We start from the raw sequence: 16,877 nt of genomic DNA, 5'->3' as shown, positions 1-16,877 counted from the left end.
TCCTTCTTGAATGATACTTTATAAAGGATTATTTCCATATTAGCAAATATAATTTCAGAAGAAAATGGGGAGTCAGGTATGAATAACAGTTTTTACAGGAAGATAATGGTTGCAACCGACGGTTCGGAATCTGTCCGAAGAGCAGTCGAAACAGCAGTTGAAATCGCAAAAATAAGCGGTGCAAAACTATATGCTGTCTACGTGATTGCTTCTGAAGGGTTTTCGATAATTTATCCAAAGAATGTCGGATGGGAAAGAGCCATTCTCGAATACTTCAGGGCTGAAGGCAAAGAGGCTACGGATTATGTCGAAAACTTAGGAAAAATTGCAGATGTTGAGGTTGAACCCGTAATCCTGCAAGGCACTCCTGCAAATGAGCTTGTCGACTTTGCAGAAAAAAACGATATTGATCTTATTGTTATGGGTACACTTGGAAGAACTGGAATTCAGAGGTTCTTACTCGGGAGTGTGGCCGAGAACGTGGTAAGACATTCAAATAGACCGGTACTTGTTGTAAGGGGAGAAACTGCTTAAAAGGAAGATAAAAAAGAGCAGTTAAAATACAAATAAAAGAGCAGTTAAAATACAAATAAAAGAGCAGTTAAAATACAAATTTACCCGATACCTGTGCTTTAACTTTCCTAATGTAAATAGGGTCTCTAGTAGCTGCAAACCGATTCTTTCCCAGGCAAAAAGGAAAATTGTCTGGAGAATAGAAAGGTCTTACTTCATGCGATAGTGAACTCTATGCTTACATATTATAGAGTATAGTAGTGAATGAATTGTCTGGAAAGAATTTATTTAAAAACAAGCGCTCAAAAAATTGTCACGGATGTTATAGCAGCAAAGAAACTAGAAGAGCAACTAAAGATTACTTGTATAAACTTAAGAAAGATATAAAAAATATGTTCGTGAACGGGGTTTTTTGGAGGAGGTTAAAATATGTTGGATATAATTATTGTCAATAATATTTGATTTGAGCTTACCCGTTCAACAATCCCCTCTGACGATTAAGCAATATATAAGTGTTCTGGTGCGCAAAAAAAGAGTACCTTTTTGTGCCATAATTACCGTAAATATATTTTAATTTAAAGACTTTTTGTCCGTATACAGACAATAAACTGGATTAAAACAATAAAATAATATTAAAAACAGTATTAAAACAACATTATCTATCTGTTTTATTTAAGGGTCGAGGTAATCTTATATCGGTAATCAATAATATTTAATAACTAAAACTTAGCGAAAAAGTAATTTATATAATAGTTATATATATCAATGGTGGAAAATTTATTTTCTGACAAGCATAAACAAATATAGAAACGTCTGTAAAGAATAAAGTTCTAAATATATAAGAAAGCTCCCAAATAAGGATAAATAAGGATTATACTACATTATTTAAAAACTGTAATGTAAAGATTATGATGTAAGACTGTAATATAAAACTATAATATAAAACTGTAATGTAAAAACTGTAATGTAAAAACCCATAGTGTTAAAATCGGGGGACTTAATTTTGGAAGGCAAAAGTTACGACAAGATAATGATTGCAACCGATGGTTCAAAACAGGTAGAAAAGGCAGTTAAGTCAGCAGTTGAGCTTGCTAGGCTTACTGGAGCAAGACTCTACGCCGTGTATGTAATCGCTTCAACGGGCTATACTCCAAGAAATTTCGGGTGGGAAGAGTCACTAAGAGAAATTCTCGAGGCTGAAGCGAAAAGAGCCGTTACTTTTGTTGAAGAGGCGGGAAAAACCTCAGGTATTGAAGTAGAGTCTGTGATTCTTGACGGGCACCCTGCAGATAGAATTATGGAGTTTGCAGAACAGGAAGGCATAGACCTTATAGTTATGGGCACACTTGGAAGAACCGGGCTTGATAGGTTCCTATTGGGGAGCGTAGCTGAAAAGATAGTAAGGCATTCAAAAACACCGGTGATGGTCGTAAAGGGCGAGACAGCAAACGAAGAACCAGTAGTTTAAAGTAAATTCTTTTTCTAAAAACAGAAATATTAAACCTTAAAAATTATTATTTATTGTAACAAGAAAGTATCAAATATCTAGAAATAAGGAATATTGAAGATCTGAAATAAGGAATACAAATTATCTAGAAATGAGAAACACTGAAGATCTGAAATAAGGAATACAAATTATCTAGAAATGAGAAACACTGAAGATCTGAAATAAGGAATACAAAATGTCTAGAAATGAGAAACACTGAAGATCTGAAATAAGGAATACAAAATGTCTAGAAATGAGGAATACTGAAAATCTGAAGTAAGGAATACAAAATATTCATTAGAATAGGAGAATATTAAAATTATTAATCAGTAACTGTTACTGATTAAAAAGAAGGCTCTTTATGAGCCTTAACCTATAACACTCATATCCGAAACCCGGATAGAAGGTGTAATTATTCCTCCGACTTTCCTGACATCAAAGCCTGCTCCTGTGATCTGTTTTAAAATCTCGAAAGCATTGCCTGAAATCATGAGGGATTTTATAGGCTTATCAAGTGCTCCGTCTTTAATTGTGAAGGCATTTCTGGCTTCTACTGAGAAGTCTCCAGAAATCGAGTTTGCCGTGTGAGCACCGATTATCGTGTTTACGAAGATCCCGGAATGAGTATCAGCAATAACATCCGTCTGAGGATAATCAACTATAACGTTTCTGAGCCCTACTGCAGGAGGACTTGTATAAGAAGACCTTGAGCTGTTTCCGGTACTCTTGACGCCTGATTTTCCTGCGGTATAACTGTCATAGAGGTAAGTTTCAAGTACGCCTTTTCCAATCAAGGTAGTACGCTGCGAAGGAACTCCCTCATCATCCGAAGTAGATGTCTCGATTCCTGCCTCAATGAGTCCGTCATCATAGATGCTGAGTTCCGGCACTGCAAGTTCCTCGCCGAGTTTGTCTATCAGGCCCGACCTTCCCTTCTGGACATTGTCCGCATCAAACGAAGGAGCAAGCGCCTCCTCAATAATGTCTGAAAAAGCAAACGGATGGAAAACCACATCAGTTTTTTGCGGTTCGATCTTTATTCCGTCACTGGATTTCAGTGCAAGCTCGGCTGCATTCTTTCCAAGGGCGAAGAAATCAATATCCAGAGAACGGGAAATTCCAAAGTCATAGGCTGTTGAAGTCTGCCCGTTTACAGTAATGACATCAACAAAACCGGAAACTGCTGTTGATTCCTCTTCTATTTCTATGCCATTTGTGTTCAGGATAAGTTGCTTGCTCTTTGCCCGAGTAAAGCCTCCTGATGTTGGAAGTGTACCTGGGACTTCTTTTGTGCCTTCAATAAGTGCCAGGGCATGCTCAATACAGGCTTCAAGTTCCAGGGTCTCGACTTTTTTATCGAAGATGCCCGATACCGTGGGATATTTTTCGTTCGAAGGAAGACCCACCCAATCAGGATCACTTTCCCTTATCCTGGCTTCGGAAACCGCAACCTCAACAGCATCCTCTATTTGTGCTGCCGAATTCGTGCTGGCAAAGCCCACAGCTCCGTTTACTATAGCCCTGACTCCTATACCTTCCGAGAAACGGTCTTTAGCATTCTCAAGTGCATCTTTTCTAAAATTCACACTTGTTGAGTGGTTTGCAGCATAATAGATTTCAGCTTCTTCAGCTCCTGCCTTTTCTGCAAGCCTTAGAGCTTTTCTTGCAAGCTCGTACATCTTCAGGCACCTCCCACCAGGGCTTTTGAGATAGACAGGTGAGGAGAACCATCTGATACGGGTACAAGCTGTCCGGCTTTTCCGCATCTGCCTGCAGTCATTTTAAGGTCGTTGCCCACAAGGGCCACATGGTTGAGAATCTCAAGAGTTTTGCCTGAGAGAGAAACGTCCCGTACAAGTTCGGTGAGTTCTCCGTTCTTTATCAGGTATCCTTTTTCGGCATTGAACTGGAAAATTCCTTCTCCGGTATTTACCTGTCCTCCTCTTGAGCCTATAAGATACATCCCATCTTTTATCTCTTCAAGCATTTCTTCAAATCTGGCATCCCCGTTATCTATGAAGGTGTTGCTCATCCTTACAACGGGCATTGAGTAACCCTGAGCCCTGCAGTTCCCTGGAGTTCCCCCAAGTTTCGCTGCAGTTTCCCGGGAATGAAGATAGGAATTAAAAACCCCGTTCTTGATTATTTCTGTTCTTTTTGATTTTGCCCCTTCGGCATCAAAAGGATAGTATCCGAACTCGTGCAGGGTAGGGTCATCGATGATTGTAATGAGAGGAGAGGCAATCTGTTCTCCAATCCGGTTTTCAAGGATGGAGTCCCCTTCAAGAACAAGATCAGCTTCAGATGCGTGTCCAACGGCTTCGTGGGCAAAGACACCAGCCAGTTCCTGGTCAAGAATTACAGGCATTTCTCCGCCTTTAGGAGTTTTCGCTTTGAGAAGCTCTATTGCAGTATTTCCTGCCTTTCTGGCGAGTTCCAGCACGTTTTCTTTCTTGAAAAGCTCATATCCGTACCCAAACCGACTTTCTCTGCCTGCCTGATATACTCCGTTTTCCGAAGCAACTGCCGAAACCGCAAAACCGACATTCATAAGCTCATAGGCACATTCAATACCATCGGAACTCCTGTATTCGACTTTAAACTCAGATTCCAGGTACATAACTTTGGTACTGTTAATGCCCTTTACTTTCGCATTGGTTTCTATGTTTTTTAAAAGATCAACTTTTTCCTCAATAGAAACATCCCTTGGGTCAATTCTGACCTCTGGGAGATTCTTTACTTCCGGAGGATTCAAGGCTGCAAGTTCCACGTCTTCCTTAGGGGTACTGGCATTCATAGAAAAAGCAAGTTTTGAGGCCGCCTCGACACCCTGTTTGAGGTCAATTTCCCCTTCCACAGATGTATAACCCCAGGAACCTCCAGAAAGAGCCCTTACTCCGGCCCCCCGTGTAAAGTTTCTGGATATTTCTTCGATCTTTCCGTTATCCAGAATAATTGAGGTGGAACTGCCCTCAATTACCCTGCAGTCATAAAATTTAATATCCTGCATAATGGTCATCAGTTCCTGCATCCAAAAAGATTCTTAGCCTGTACGGAAGCGGGTGAAACCTCAGGAATATCGAAGTTGAGCCTTGTAATGTTTCGAAGTTTTTCGATAATTGAGTTCTTTTTCGGACCTACAAGGCTGTGTTCCATTACCTCCGCAATAGAGGAGACAGGGATGATCTGGATTTTTTCCTTATACGCCTTTTCGATGAGAACATCTGCCTCGTTTGATTTCGGGATAATGACTTTCTTCATGCCGGCCTGAGCTGCAGCTTCAATCTTATATGTAACTCCGCCTACAGGCAGGACATCTCCCCTGACTGAAAGGGAACCTGTCATAGCTACAGTCTGGTCGACTGGAATCTTTTCGATGGCCGATATAACAGCTGTTGCAATGGAAACCGATGCACTGTCTCCTTCCACACCTTCGTAAGTTCCTACAAACTGGATATGGACGTCGTGTCTGGATATATCCGTACCGGTCATGTTTTTAATTACAGCAGAGACGTTTTGCACTGCTTCCTTTGCAATAGTCTTGAGTTTTCCTGTTGCTACAATTCGCCCTTCAGCTCCTGAAATTGCAGGTGTGACTTCAGACACGATGGGAAGCACAATTCCGGAATCTCCACCCATGACTGCAAGCCCGTTAACCCTGCCCACCGCAGAACCTTTTCTGAGGAAAGATTCGTATTCTTTGCGGTGTTCCAGATAGCTATCTGCAAGCTGCTGCTCAATCGACCTTGCGATTCTCTTTGCTGCAAGCACGTGCTCTGCAGTTGTTAATGGAGCGCCCTCGGAATGGGCAATGTCTCCTGCTACGCGTACAAGTCCGCCAAGATCACGGAGCTTCAGGGTAAGGTGCCCTTTCCTACCTGCCCGTCTTCTGGCTTCCCTTATTACTTCTTCCACTGCACCTTCATTGAAGTGAGGAATATGTCCGTCCCTAACGACTTCCTGAGCAACGAAACGAACCATTTTCTTCCGGTTTTCAGGAGTGTCTTCCATGGAATCCTGCATGTAGACTTCGTAACCGTAACCTTTTATTCTTGACCTGAGCGCAGGATGCATTTTCTGTACAGCATCAAGGTTTCCTGCAGATACCATAATAAAGTCACATGGTACAGGCTCGGTCTTGACAAGAGCGCCCGAACTTCTTTCGGACTGCCCGGTAATCGGGTATTCTTTTTCCTGAAGCGCAGTCAGAAGACTCTGTTGGGATTCCAGCCTGAGAGTGTTGATTTCGTCAATAAAAAGCACACCTTTATGGGCCTTGTGGATATCTCCGGCCTCTACTCTGTCGTGAGCAGGGGTTTCAAGCCCACCGGACTGGAATGGGTCGTGCCTTACATCACCAAGCAAAGCTCCTGCGTGAGCTCCGGTTGCATCGATATAAGGTGCGTGCTCTTTGTCATAATTTGAAACCGCCAATTTGGGGATCATCATTTCTTCTTTAGGCAAGAACTGGCGGGTTAGCATGAGAATCATAATGCCTGCAATAATGCCCCATATCAATTCGTAAACAAAGTAAGAATAGATGATAATACCCACAACAAAAAGCATCATGAGCATATTTCTGGCCTGGACTTTCTTTCTAGCCTCCATTTTATGGGCCATGACGATTTCTCTGCCCTTTCCAGCGGGAACCTCCCTTATTTTAGGGTTGTTAAGATCTTCCATGTTAGGATATACAAGGATATCCTTAAGTTCTTCTTTAGGAAGAAGCTCTGCCATTGCTTTTGCAAGCAGGGATTTCCCTGTTCCTGGGGTTCCTATCATCATAATATGCCGTCTCTGGCCAGCCGCTTTTTTTACGACTTCTACGGCATGTTCCTGACCCAGTACCTGGTCGATAAGAAGTTTGGGTACATCTATATTAGAAGTATTTTCAAAAGAAAAGCCGATGTCAACATCTTCATAATCATCCTGATCGGACTCAGACTCGGCCTTAACTTGATTGGATTCTGGCCCGGTCATACCCCCACCGGACTCCTCCGTCTTCTGATCGGCCGTAGACGTGTCTACATTCTGGACGGGCTCGCCGATATTTTGAGCGAGCTCATCCATATTTTCTGAAGACTCGTCTATGTTCTGATTTTTATTATACACCATGGTTAGCTCACATATTTGAACGTTATTCAATAGACGTTACTGATCAATATATATACTTGACGTTATCGAAAAAATAATATTTTTAGTGATAAAATGATTGGCAAAAAGAGGATGCCACAATAACGAGTTCCTCAAGTTACTGTGACCCCATCCATACTTCTGCTAATTATATTAACTTACTGTATATATAATTAACCTGCCAACGTATATATAATTTATAGAAATATTCTATTATATATGATCTATAGAAACTTTTTGTTATCATACTATTTGCTAGATTGTACATTTGGTTCCCAAATGCAATAGAAAATGAATTTTCAAATCGTTTAGATAATTTCAACTCTTTTATGCTATCTCCCCTATATATACATTGAGCATTATTCACGAATTCATACAAAAGCTGATTAAGACCACAACTGCTTAAAAGCTGATTCAGAGTTAGTTCAAACCAGTTTGGACTGGTTTAAGGTCAATACGGACAAACTAAGATGTATTCAGGCCTTTTTAGACCAGCTTAGACTAATTTAGACCAATTTAGACTATTTTAATTCAATTTAGGCCACAATAAACCGGTTAAAATTAGTTCAAACCAATTAAAATCAGCTCAAACCAGTTCAGAGCTAACTTAAAGGTAATCGAGAACCTAACTTTAAGCCACATTCTGCCTGCTGTCCATAAACCGATATCGATAGTTATTTAATAAAACAAGGGGCATTTTCCTCTTATGTCCAGAAGCAAGGTCAGAAATCTTCTCCTTCTGAAGCAAATTCACAGTGCCGTAGCCCAAATCCGAAAAGGTAATCTTGATAAAGCTCTTGAAACTCTTGATAAAGCCGAAGACTCGGCAAAGAAAGCAAAAGCCACTGACGCAGTATATTATGTTCTTTTTATGCGTGGAGGCATCTATTATACTGAGTCAAAATATAACGAAGCCCTCGAAACCTACGAAATGGCGATTAATGCAGGTTCAGAACTCCTTAAAAACGATCCTGAAAATACTAATTACCGTCACTACATGGGCACAACCCTGAGCAATACCGGAAACCTTCTAAAAAATAAAGGTGAAAAGCCGCAAGCTGCCGAATATTATATCCGCGCCCGTGAGACCTATGTAAATCTCCTGGCAAAAGAGCCTGAAAATGCAGTTTTTCGGTCTGCTGCCGGCGAGAACCTGAACAATTATGCAGCTCTCCTTACGGATATGGGTTATTTTGAAGAAGCATGCGAAATCCTCAACCAGGCAATTGAACTCTACGAAAAACTTCTTGAAGAAAAGCCCGACAACCCTGGCTATCAGGCCGAACTTGCAGTTGCGCTCAGCCAGCTTGGAAACTGCCAAATCCAGCAGGACCCGGAAAAAAGCGATACTGCAAAACAGAACCTTGAAAAAGCTCTTGCCATGCAGGAAAACATCTTTGCCCAGCAGTCCGAAAATACAGCTATTAAAGATGCTATTGCTTTAACCCGGAAAAGGCTTGAAAAACTTGAAACCCTGAAAAAACAGGAAAATCCTGAAAGCCTGGAAAAACCTGAGAATCAGGAAAACCTGGAAAAGCAAGAAATTCCGGAAGAACAGGAAAAATGAAAATCCAGGCAGAACAGAAAAATGAAAATCCCGGAAGAACAGAAAAACTCTGAAACCTGGAAAAACAGGAAAAGCAAGAAAAGCAAGAAAAGTAAGAAAAGCTTCAAGAGTTTTATCTCAAAACAGTCCGACATTTTAATTTTTCAAAGATTGTCCTTCGAAAACAGCAGCATGTGTACATAAAGCAAAATCAGCAAGCCTGCAACAACCCCTGAGAGGAACTGGAAAGTAAAGTATGAATAAACAACCAGTCCAAGCACGAAGAGAGTAATAAGAATGTTTGCAAGCCGGACTTTCTTTTTTATTTGGGGATCTAGCGTAGTTCCTGCTTCTTTTTCATCCAGGTAACATTCTCTGAAGTAACTCTTCTCCCTTTTCATGAGGAAATAAAGCCTCAGAATAAGAACATCAATAACTATTCCCCAAAGAAGCTGGCTGATATAAAAGGTATAAAAGAGGATAGCTGCGAGAAAGATACTCACAAGCAGGAGGTATATTTTCTCTTTTTTTCTAAGCTCTGAAATCTCGATTCTACCCTTCCCCCTAATCTCAATCTTGTTTTTATTTTATTTATCTGTTCACATTATTTACCTTTTTCCAGGGACTTTCTTGAGAAATCAGTAAGCATCAAAATTTTTAAATGTGAATTAAGCGAGGTTCCTGATTTCTGAACAAAAAGACCTTGAGTACGAAAAACTAATAGAACTCCGTTTCAAGTGGAAAAATCAAAAGTTTGAAATCTACCCCACTACAGCTGTAGTCAGCCGTCAGATACAGACCGAAAAGAACTTAAAAATTTAATAGAAAAAAGCAGCTCTCTAATTGAGAAATACTCACCGCTTATGCATGAAAATGCCAAGAGCTTGAATAATCTGGATTTTGAGGAAATAAAGGAAAAATGCCAGTGCATCCTTATTCCGGCTAGCTAAAATATACAAAATTCTCAAAAATTCTATTTTGGTTCATTTCAATTCTCATTCTGCGATTTTAAATTCATTTTTGTACAGGCCGCTCTCCTTCGTCGAGCGTGAAAAGCTCCCGTAAAGACGCTACTCTCCAGACTGGCTAATAAGAAACCAAAAACAAAAAGCTCCCGTAAAAACACTACTTTCCAGTACTGGCTAATAAGCAATCAAAAAGGCGAAAAAGCCGACTTTCATCGAATGAGTCTACATTAATTCCGGATAGTATGGATTTCAAGGAAATAATGGAAAAAATAATGGAAAAATGCCGGTCAATTCTTATTCCGGCAGATCAAGTTGGGCTCGTAAGAAAAAACTAAAAATCTATGGATTTGAGACTAAAATTGATTTTGGAATGTTTCTTATAGTAATATATTAGAGTCGTAGGGTCGTTTAGAGTCATATCAAAGCTTTAGTCTTTTTACGTTCAGTAATGTCCTGAACTGTTCCGCTCAGTCGAATCGGAACATTCTCATTATTACAGATAACCCTGATATCCTCGTGCATTATACGCTCTTCTCCATCAGGTCGGATTATTCTATATTCAGCGTCAAAGAACTTTTGATTCAAAGCTTGTTTGACTGCTTCAATTAAATATTCACGTTCATCCGGATGTACACGGCTCAAGAACTTATCATAGGTGACGCCAAATTCCTGAGGTTCAAATCCAAAAATACGATAAACCTCATCAGACCAGTGTACTTCCCCGGTTTCAATATTGCGGCACCAGTTTCCAATGTGAGAAATTTCTTGAGCTTCAGTAAGACTTCTTTCCCTTTCTTCAGCATCCTTTAAGCGTACTCTCAGACTTTCTATCTCGTCTTTTAAGGCTCGATTTTCATCTGCTAATGCCTGATAGGGTATGGACTCTTGAACAATAGTACCTTTGGAACTCATGCATATATTTATAATGTAAAAAAATAAATACTTTTCTAATAAATTCTTAAAATTCTGATATAAAAAAATAAAATTTTATTACATATAGTCAAATTTAAAAATTAATATTAATATTAATTGTAATATTATATGAATCTAATAAAAATAGGAAATAAAGAGTAAGTTTGTACATATCTGTTATAAAAAATTCTCCGCTTAAATAAGAAGAAAAAACCAATCCAATTTTGAAGTGGAATACAAACTATAAATACAAACTATAATACAAACTATAATACAAACTATAATACAAACTATAATACAAACTATAATACAAACTATAATACAAACTATAATACAAACTATGACACAAACTTTAAGTTACTCTATATTCAACGAATTGATGTAGGGCTGTTGATATGCCTGATTTTCTTTTTCTTTTACTGAGAAACTCAATTTGAAATTAGTACCATTGTCCCTTTTCAGTTGAAATTCTCCGTCTAACTGGTCAACAAGAGTGCTTACTAACTGCAGGCCAAGTGATTCTATATTTTCTAAATCCAGATCTTCAGGAATTCCTTTTCCGTTATCCGAAATTGTCAGACTGAACATTAAACTATGCATTTCGTCACATTTTTCTTCTTCATTCCTGCAAAAACGGACTTGAATTTCCCCTTCTCTCTTTTCAGTAAATGCATGCTTTAGGGAGTTAGAAATGAGTTCATTAACGATTATACCCAGTGGGACGGCAGTATCCATATCAAGAAATGTATTTTCTTCCAGATCCATTTTCAGGCGTATATTTTTGCTGCTAGTACTGTAAGTTTTGAGCAGATTTTCAGCTAACTTTTCGAGATAGGAAGAAAAGTCCAGTGTATAGGCTTCACTTCCTTTGTAAAGTTCTTCATGGATAAGGGACATTGAGAATACACGATTCTGGCTTTCATTGAAAGCTTGTCTAACCGTTTCATCCTTGAACGTCTCAGCCTGGAGGTCCAGCAGGGAAGAGATTACCTGTAAGTTGTTTTTGATTCTATGATGAATTTCCTTTATCCGGGTTTTTTCGAGTTTTATTAGAGCTTCTTCTGCTTTTTTACGTTCAGTAATGTCCTGAACTGTTCCGCTCAGTCGAATCGGAACATTCTCATTATTACAAATAACTTTGATATCTTCATGAAGGATACGCTCTACTCCATTAGGTCGGATTATTCTATATTCGGCGTCAAAGAACTTTTCATTTAAAGCTTGTTTGACTGCTTCAATTAGATATTCACGTTCATCCGGATGTACACAGCTCAAAAATACATTGTAGTCGACTCCGAATTCTTGAGGCTCAAACCCAAAAATACGATAAACCTCATCAGACCAGCGTACTTCCTCGGTTTCAATATTGCGGCACCAATTTCCAATATGAGCAATCTCTTGAGCTTCTGCAAGACTTCTCTCGCTTTCTTTTAATGAATTGTAAGCAATTTCCAGCTCTTCTGTGCGTTTTTTAATTTTTCCTTCTAAGCTATTGCAGGCTTTTTTAAGGGCTTCTTCTGCTCGCTTGCGGTCGGTAATGTCCATAATCATGGTCAGTGACCCAGCATATTTTCCCTGGTCATCGAGTAACGGACTGGAGGAAAGAATGCACCACAGGTCCGATCCATCCTTCCGGGTAAACCGGTAGTCGATCAAGTGGTTAACTTCAGGCAGATATTCACGCAGTTTATTGTCTGACCCTGCGTTAAACTCTGAAGATATGAACTTTTGAGGTGATTGTTTAAGGATCTCCTCTATGCTATATCCCAGCATTTCAGATACTTTCTGATTGACAAAGACGGTTCGATTGCTGTGATCAGTTAGCCATATCCCTTCCTGCGAAGTTTCCACAATTTGACGATACCTTGTCTCACTCTTAAGTAATGCTTCTTCTACTTTTTTGTGTTTAGTAAGTTCTATTTTTAGATTCTCTATAAGGCGGGAGTTTTCCAGGGCTAACGATACCAATGAAGCAAGTTGCGTCCCAAAACTAATATGGACGTTACTAAATGCAAAAGTAGATTTGTGAAAGTTAAAAAAAATCACACCGATAACTTCATCTCTGGTTATAAGAGGTACAACCAGTACGGAACGAACGTTCCATTTTCTCATGTGAATGCGATTTACTCGTTCATCGTTAAAGGCATCGTTTATAGCGACCGGTTTTTTAGTTTTTATTGCAAGTACAGCGTGAGTTTCTTCCTTGTCATTCATTACCGATCCGATTATATTCTCCGGAAAACCATATGAATAACTGAGGACCCAATGGTAACCCTTTCTAAGAGAAATAGCGGCAGTTTCACTTCCAATTGCTTTTGCTGCTTCCGAAACAATTTCTTTCATCATCTCGTCGAAGTCAAGGATTGAATGAATTGTCAGATTTATGGAGTTAAGCGACTTGCGAAAAGTCTCACTCAACTTGCATTTCATATTCACTTTTTCTATAGTGCACTCAAGTTCTTCAGCTTTCTCTAAGCGTGCTTTCAGGCTCTGTATCTCATCTTTTAAAGCACGGTTTTCATCTACTAGTGCCTGATAGGGTATGGAATCCTGATCTTTAATATTTTTAGGACTCATACTTTTGTATCGTCCTTTTAATAATCGGTTTCATCTTGCCAAGTGGTTTTTCTCAAGAATTTTTTACTATTGTGATTTTTAACAATCTTGTCGTTTTTACATTAAGCATCAAACTTAGATTCACTACCTGAAATTACTCATTTTTTTTCGTTTATTCTTTCTGTCTTTATTCTTTCGAGCTTTTCTTTATGACGACACTACGATGCGACAATATACACTATTGCTGTGGAGCGCTGACAGAATGAATACCCTGATCTTCAGGTCTGTGGTAAGTGACTTATTGTCTCTTTTTTATTTTGTACAGATATGGTATCGTTGCTTCTTTGTAAAAATAAGGCTTCTTGATACCAGATTACAGAGGTTGGAAGTGAAATTTTGCACTAAGAAATTTTAAAAGGATACTAACTTAGTTCCAAAACTCAGGCAGGCGACCTGAAGTATACTCCATACTTTAAGTACGGGTTATTGCACATAACTTATTATTTTTTATACATTGTTTCGATCAATGAATGGAATATAAAATTTATATTTATATTTGTATCTATGTCTATATTTATACTGTATTTATATAAATATTTACATATTTGTATGAATATTAGTTAAGTGCTCATTGATAAGACAATTATTGTTAAATTTGAAAGATAATATGCAAGAAATAATTTATAATGTATTATATGGCATAAAATAAATAAGTTTTCCATGCGTATTCGGTTAAGTGATGAATCGTAATAAATTGCATAATTTACTCAGCATTTAGCTAACATTTTTATTAATTGTGAACTGGAACCATGTATCGATTTCACGTAAATAGGCCAAAGTTTAAGGCTGGTTTTTAATGTAAAATCGATAGCTTTCAGGCAAGAAAATTCCTTAACCGATGACCAATGATAAGTTTTCATAAGTTATGAACAAGATATAGCACATTGGTTAAATTATTTGATTTTTTAGACCACCTGTTTTTACAATTATGAAAACATGTTTTCCTTCGTCAAGTATGAAAAGCTCCCGTAAAAACGTTACTTACCAGCACTGCTGCTCTCCAGTCCCTGAAACAAGCAATCAAAAAAAGCAAAAAAAGGAGTAAAAAGAAATTCACGAAAAAAAGTTTTTTGTCAGCTCATTACGATGTGAACAGGTCGAAAATGTTCCCAAGCATGCTGCTGTCGGCCTGGTAAAACTCGGTGTATTTACAGCGCTTGCAGGTGACATGAGTAAACCTTTTGTTCTGGACATCGAAGAGTTTGCTGAGAAAGCCGCCTGTGGTGCGGATCTCGCCTGTTTCGTAGGTAGTGTTTCCGCATTTGGGGCAGATGAAATGAATATCTGTACTCATTTTATGGCCTCTTTATTCTCTTTTAGACAATCTAAAAGGTGGGATACCTTTATTGTTGCGATATTTAATTGTATTGCAATGTGTATAAAAATCGTCATCATTGTAAGAAAAAAACCTGGTTTCAGCTTTGAAGGAAAGCAAGCCTGATCAAAAAATATTTGCAGGAAAAGATATTAGAGTACTTGCAGGAAAGAGATATTAGAAAAGAAGATTATTACTGAATAAGAACCATGAAAACAAAACCGATAATTGCAATTGCCCTTCTCATCTCAATCGTCCTACTAACTGCTAGAGTAGTTCCTGCAAACACCGCAGATCAATTCAAAGAAGGAAAATATATTCACGTTGACAATATAGTGATTCAGTTTAAAAAGACTGATGCGACCGTCAATATAGACTATCATCTCAGCCCCTTTGCTCAGGCATATATATCACTTTTTGGCAGCAAAAACCTGGAGCCCAAGATTAAAGATGTTTTTTCAGAATTTAAGGAAGTGAAAATTCAAAAGATAGGAAGATCAAGTGCCTCACTCCAGATACTAAACATTTCCAGAAAAGAAGGCGTAAATTACCTGTGTGATCCCTATGAATTAGGGGTGCAGTCTGATGTTGTCACCTTTGTTTATCCTCCTAAAGGCAAAACGAGAAGTTATGAAAATTTAAAAGTTACTCCGCCGGTCGTTTATTATTATGATTGAGTCTATTCCAATAGCCATTTATCCATAATCTTTGGGAATTTTCAAGTTGTTTTCAGGATCTGGATCTGGATTTAGTCTGGATCTGGATTTAGTCTGGATCTGGATTTAGTCTGGATCTGGATCGATTATTCGAATTCGAAATACAAGGTTCAAGAAGTAAATTTCAAGTTTTGGGATGAGTTCGTTAAGTATGTGATAGTAATTACCTTCTTAGCTTAATTACCCATTTACTCTTTTTTCTTCTGCCTCCTCAACTTTTTCTTTATCAACTGCCTTATTTTATTTTACTCATTTGTTAATCCGACAAAGTGATTCTCTTCTCATTAGTATCTCTTCTCATTAGTAGGATTGAATGTCCCAATAAGGAAACTAATTTAAAAATATAGCACAAAAAGGTATTTTTTTACATATTTCAGGAATATATTTTTAATAAGAAACCCAATTTTCTTTGATTGCGATGGGAAAATTCAAATTGAAATGCCTTAAGTGCGGAAGAGAGTACGGCCAGGAATACAGGCTCACCTGCGAGAATGATGACGCTTTTTTACGGGCGGAGTACTCCGATAAAAAACTGGAATTAAGAAATCAGCCAGGTATCGGAAGGTTCCATTCCTGGCTCCCGGTTCAGGAAGAACTTACTACGGATGCGGGACCCATAACTTACAAAAGTGAAGCTTTTGCCAGAGAACTCGGGCTTTCAAACCTTTATATAGGGTTCAGTGGGTACTGGCCTGAAAGAGGGGCTTTTATTAAAACCTGCAGTTTTAAAGAACTTGAAGCTCACCCAACCATGGAACTCTTGAAAGAAACCGGAGGGAAAGCCATAGTCCTCGCCTCTGCCGGAAATACCGGCCGGGCCTTTGCGCATGTCTCTGCTTTGACAGGAACTGATGTTTACATCGTTATACCGGAATCAGGAGCTTCGAATCTATGGCTGCCTGAAGAGCCCACCGAATCCATTCACCTCATAAGTATGAGTCCAGGAAATGACTACACTGATGCTATCAATCTCGCAGGCAGGATTGCAAAGCTTCCTGGCATGGTTCCCGAAGGCGGGGCAAGAAATGTTGCCAGAAGAGACGGAATGGGCACTGTGATGCTGGACGCAGCAGTAACCATAGGAAAAATGCCTGACCACTATTTCCAGGCAGTAGGAAGCGGAACAGGTGGGATTTCAGCATGGGAAGCTTCATTACGCCTAAGGACAGACGGGCGATTCGGGCAAAAACTCCCGAAACTTCAGCTTGCCCAGAACCTTCCTTTCGTTCCCATGTACAACGCCTGGAAGGACAAAAGAAGAGAAATTATTCCCGAACTTGACATGAAGAATGCAAAAAAACAGGTAAAAGAAACCTATGCGACCGTGCTTACCAACCGGACTCCTCCATATGGAGTTACCGGAGGGTTATACGACGCACTCGTCGATACTGACGGAATAATGTACGCAATTACAAGAGAGGAAGCCCTTGAGGCTAAGACCCTTTTCGAATCACTCGAAGGAATTGACATTCTGCCCCCGTCAGCAGTTGCGACAGCTTCTCTATTAAAAGCAGTGGAAGCAGGAAATGTCGGAAAAGACGAAACTATTCTCCTTAATCTTGCAGGCGGAGGATATAAACGTCTGAAAGAGGACTACACACTTTACCAGATCAAGCCGGTAGATACTGCCAAAAATCCTGATATTCCTTTAGAAGAGCTGAAGATCTGAGTC

At 39.1% G+C, this 16,877-nt stretch carries 12 protein-coding genes; 5 read left to right on the top strand and 7 right to left on the bottom strand.

The window, feature by feature from the left end; all coding sequences use genetic code 11:
- Positions 1–78: 78 nt before the first annotated feature.
- Entirely contained in the window at positions 79–534 is a 456-nt protein-coding gene (locus tag MSBR3_RS00545) for a universal stress protein (protein WP_048105697.1), read from the top strand.
- A gap of 982 nt (positions 535–1,516) precedes the next feature.
- Positions 1,517–1,981, top strand: a complete 465-nt coding sequence (locus tag MSBR3_RS00540) for a universal stress protein (protein ID WP_080942154.1) — start codon at positions 1,517–1,519, stop codon at positions 1,979–1,981.
- A 386-nt stretch (positions 1,982–2,367) separates the two neighbouring features.
- On the opposite strand, the gene MSBR3_RS00535 is transcribed toward MSBR3_RS00540, so the two are convergent.
- Genes MSBR3_RS00535 through lonB form a run of 3 tightly spaced genes read right to left on the bottom strand, consistent with a single transcriptional unit; the run spans position 2,368 to position 7,114 of the window.
- On the bottom strand, positions 2,368–3,678 hold the full coding sequence (locus MSBR3_RS00535) for a TldD/PmbA family protein (RefSeq protein ID WP_048105695.1): 1,311 nt from the start codon (positions 3,676–3,678) through the stop codon (positions 2,368–2,370).
- Positions 3,679–3,680: 2 nt separating this feature from the next.
- Positions 3,681–5,009 (bottom strand): TldD/PmbA family protein, encoded by a 1,329-nt coding sequence (locus MSBR3_RS00530; RefSeq protein WP_230627997.1) that lies wholly within the window; start codon positions 5,007–5,009, stop codon positions 3,681–3,683.
- 8 nt (positions 5,010–5,017) lie between these two features.
- On the bottom strand, positions 5,018–7,114 hold the full coding sequence (gene lonB, locus MSBR3_RS00525) for an ATP-dependent protease LonB (protein WP_048105692.1): 2,097 nt from the start codon (positions 7,112–7,114) through the stop codon (positions 5,018–5,020).
- Between the two features lie 724 nt (positions 7,115–7,838).
- On the opposite strand from lonB, the gene MSBR3_RS00520 reads away from it, so the two are divergent.
- Positions 7,839–8,699: a tetratricopeptide repeat protein gene (locus tag MSBR3_RS00520; RefSeq protein WP_080942153.1), complete on the top strand. Its 861-nt coding sequence runs from the start codon at positions 7,839–7,841 to the stop codon at positions 8,697–8,699.
- Between the two features lie 143 nt (positions 8,700–8,842).
- Here the strand turns inward: MSBR3_RS00520 and MSBR3_RS00515 are convergent, their stop codons facing one another.
- The 4 genes from MSBR3_RS00515 to MSBR3_RS19130 form a co-directional block, all read right to left on the bottom strand.
- Positions 8,843–9,181 (bottom strand): hypothetical protein, encoded by a 339-nt coding sequence (locus MSBR3_RS00515; RefSeq protein ID WP_052723217.1) that lies wholly within the window; start codon positions 9,179–9,181, stop codon positions 8,843–8,845.
- An 879-nt stretch (positions 9,182–10,060) separates the two neighbouring features.
- Positions 10,061–10,558: a PAS domain-containing protein gene (locus tag MSBR3_RS00510; protein ID WP_048105688.1), complete on the bottom strand. Its 498-nt coding sequence runs from the start codon at positions 10,556–10,558 to the stop codon at positions 10,061–10,063.
- 357 nt (positions 10,559–10,915) lie between these two features.
- Positions 10,916–13,135, bottom strand: coding sequence for a PAS domain S-box protein (locus tag MSBR3_RS00505; protein WP_052723216.1), 2,220 nt, complete (start codon positions 13,133–13,135; stop codon positions 10,916–10,918).
- Positions 13,136–14,255: 1,120 nt separating this feature from the next.
- Positions 14,256–14,468: a zinc ribbon domain-containing protein gene (locus tag MSBR3_RS19130; protein ID WP_080942152.1), complete on the bottom strand. Its 213-nt coding sequence runs from the start codon at positions 14,466–14,468 to the stop codon at positions 14,256–14,258.
- Between the two features lie 230 nt (positions 14,469–14,698).
- Here MSBR3_RS19130 and MSBR3_RS00495 point away from each other — a divergent pair, with 230 nt between their 5' ends.
- Entirely contained in the window at positions 14,699–15,166 is a 468-nt protein-coding gene (locus MSBR3_RS00495; protein ID WP_048105685.1) for a hypothetical protein, read from the top strand.
- A gap of 457 nt (positions 15,167–15,623) precedes the next feature.
- On the top strand, positions 15,624–16,874 hold the full coding sequence (locus MSBR3_RS00490) for a cysteate synthase (protein WP_048109819.1): 1,251 nt from the start codon (positions 15,624–15,626) through the stop codon (positions 16,872–16,874).
- Positions 16,875–16,877: the final 3 nt, after the last annotated feature.

The sequence above is a fragment of the Methanosarcina barkeri 3 genome (assembly GCF_000970305.1).
Taxonomy (GTDB): Archaea; Halobacteriota; Methanosarcinia; order Methanosarcinales; family Methanosarcinaceae; genus Methanosarcina; species Methanosarcina barkeri_A.
The sequence above is the reverse complement of the archived record's forward strand: the minus strand, read 5'-3'. Positions and strand labels throughout refer to the sequence as shown.

Bases quoted from the DNA above. Each gene is read 5' to 3' on its own strand.
- MSBR3_RS00520 (WP_080942153.1), top strand. From the start codon at position 7,839: ATGTCCAGAAGCAAGGTCAGAAATCTTCTCCTTCTGAAGCAAATTCAC.
- MSBR3_RS00530 (WP_230627997.1), bottom strand. From the start codon at position 5,009: ATGCAGGATATTAAATTTTATGACTGCAGGGTAATTGAGGGCAGTTCC.
- MSBR3_RS00535 (WP_048105695.1), bottom strand. From the start codon at position 3,678: ATGTACGAGCTTGCAAGAAAAGCTCTAAGGCTTGCAGAAAAGGCAGGA.
- MSBR3_RS00545 (WP_048105697.1), top strand. From the start codon at position 79: ATGAATAACAGTTTTTACAGGAAGATAATGGTTGCAACCGACGGTTCG.
- MSBR3_RS00505 (WP_052723216.1), bottom strand. From the start codon at position 13,135: ATGAGTCCTAAAAATATTAAAGATCAGGATTCCATACCCTATCAGGCA.
- MSBR3_RS00495 (WP_048105685.1), top strand. From the start codon at position 14,699: ATGAAAACAAAACCGATAATTGCAATTGCCCTTCTCATCTCAATCGTC.
- MSBR3_RS00510 (WP_048105688.1), bottom strand. From the start codon at position 10,558: ATGAGTTCCAAAGGTACTATTGTTCAAGAGTCCATACCCTATCAGGCA.
- lonB (WP_048105692.1), bottom strand. From the start codon at position 7,114: ATGGTGTATAATAAAAATCAGAACATAGACGAGTCTTCAGAAAATATG.
- MSBR3_RS00490 (WP_048109819.1), top strand. From the start codon at position 15,624: ATGGGAAAATTCAAATTGAAATGCCTTAAGTGCGGAAGAGAGTACGGC.
- MSBR3_RS19130 (WP_080942152.1), bottom strand. From the start codon at position 14,468: ATGAGTACAGATATTCATTTCATCTGCCCCAAATGCGGAAACACTACC.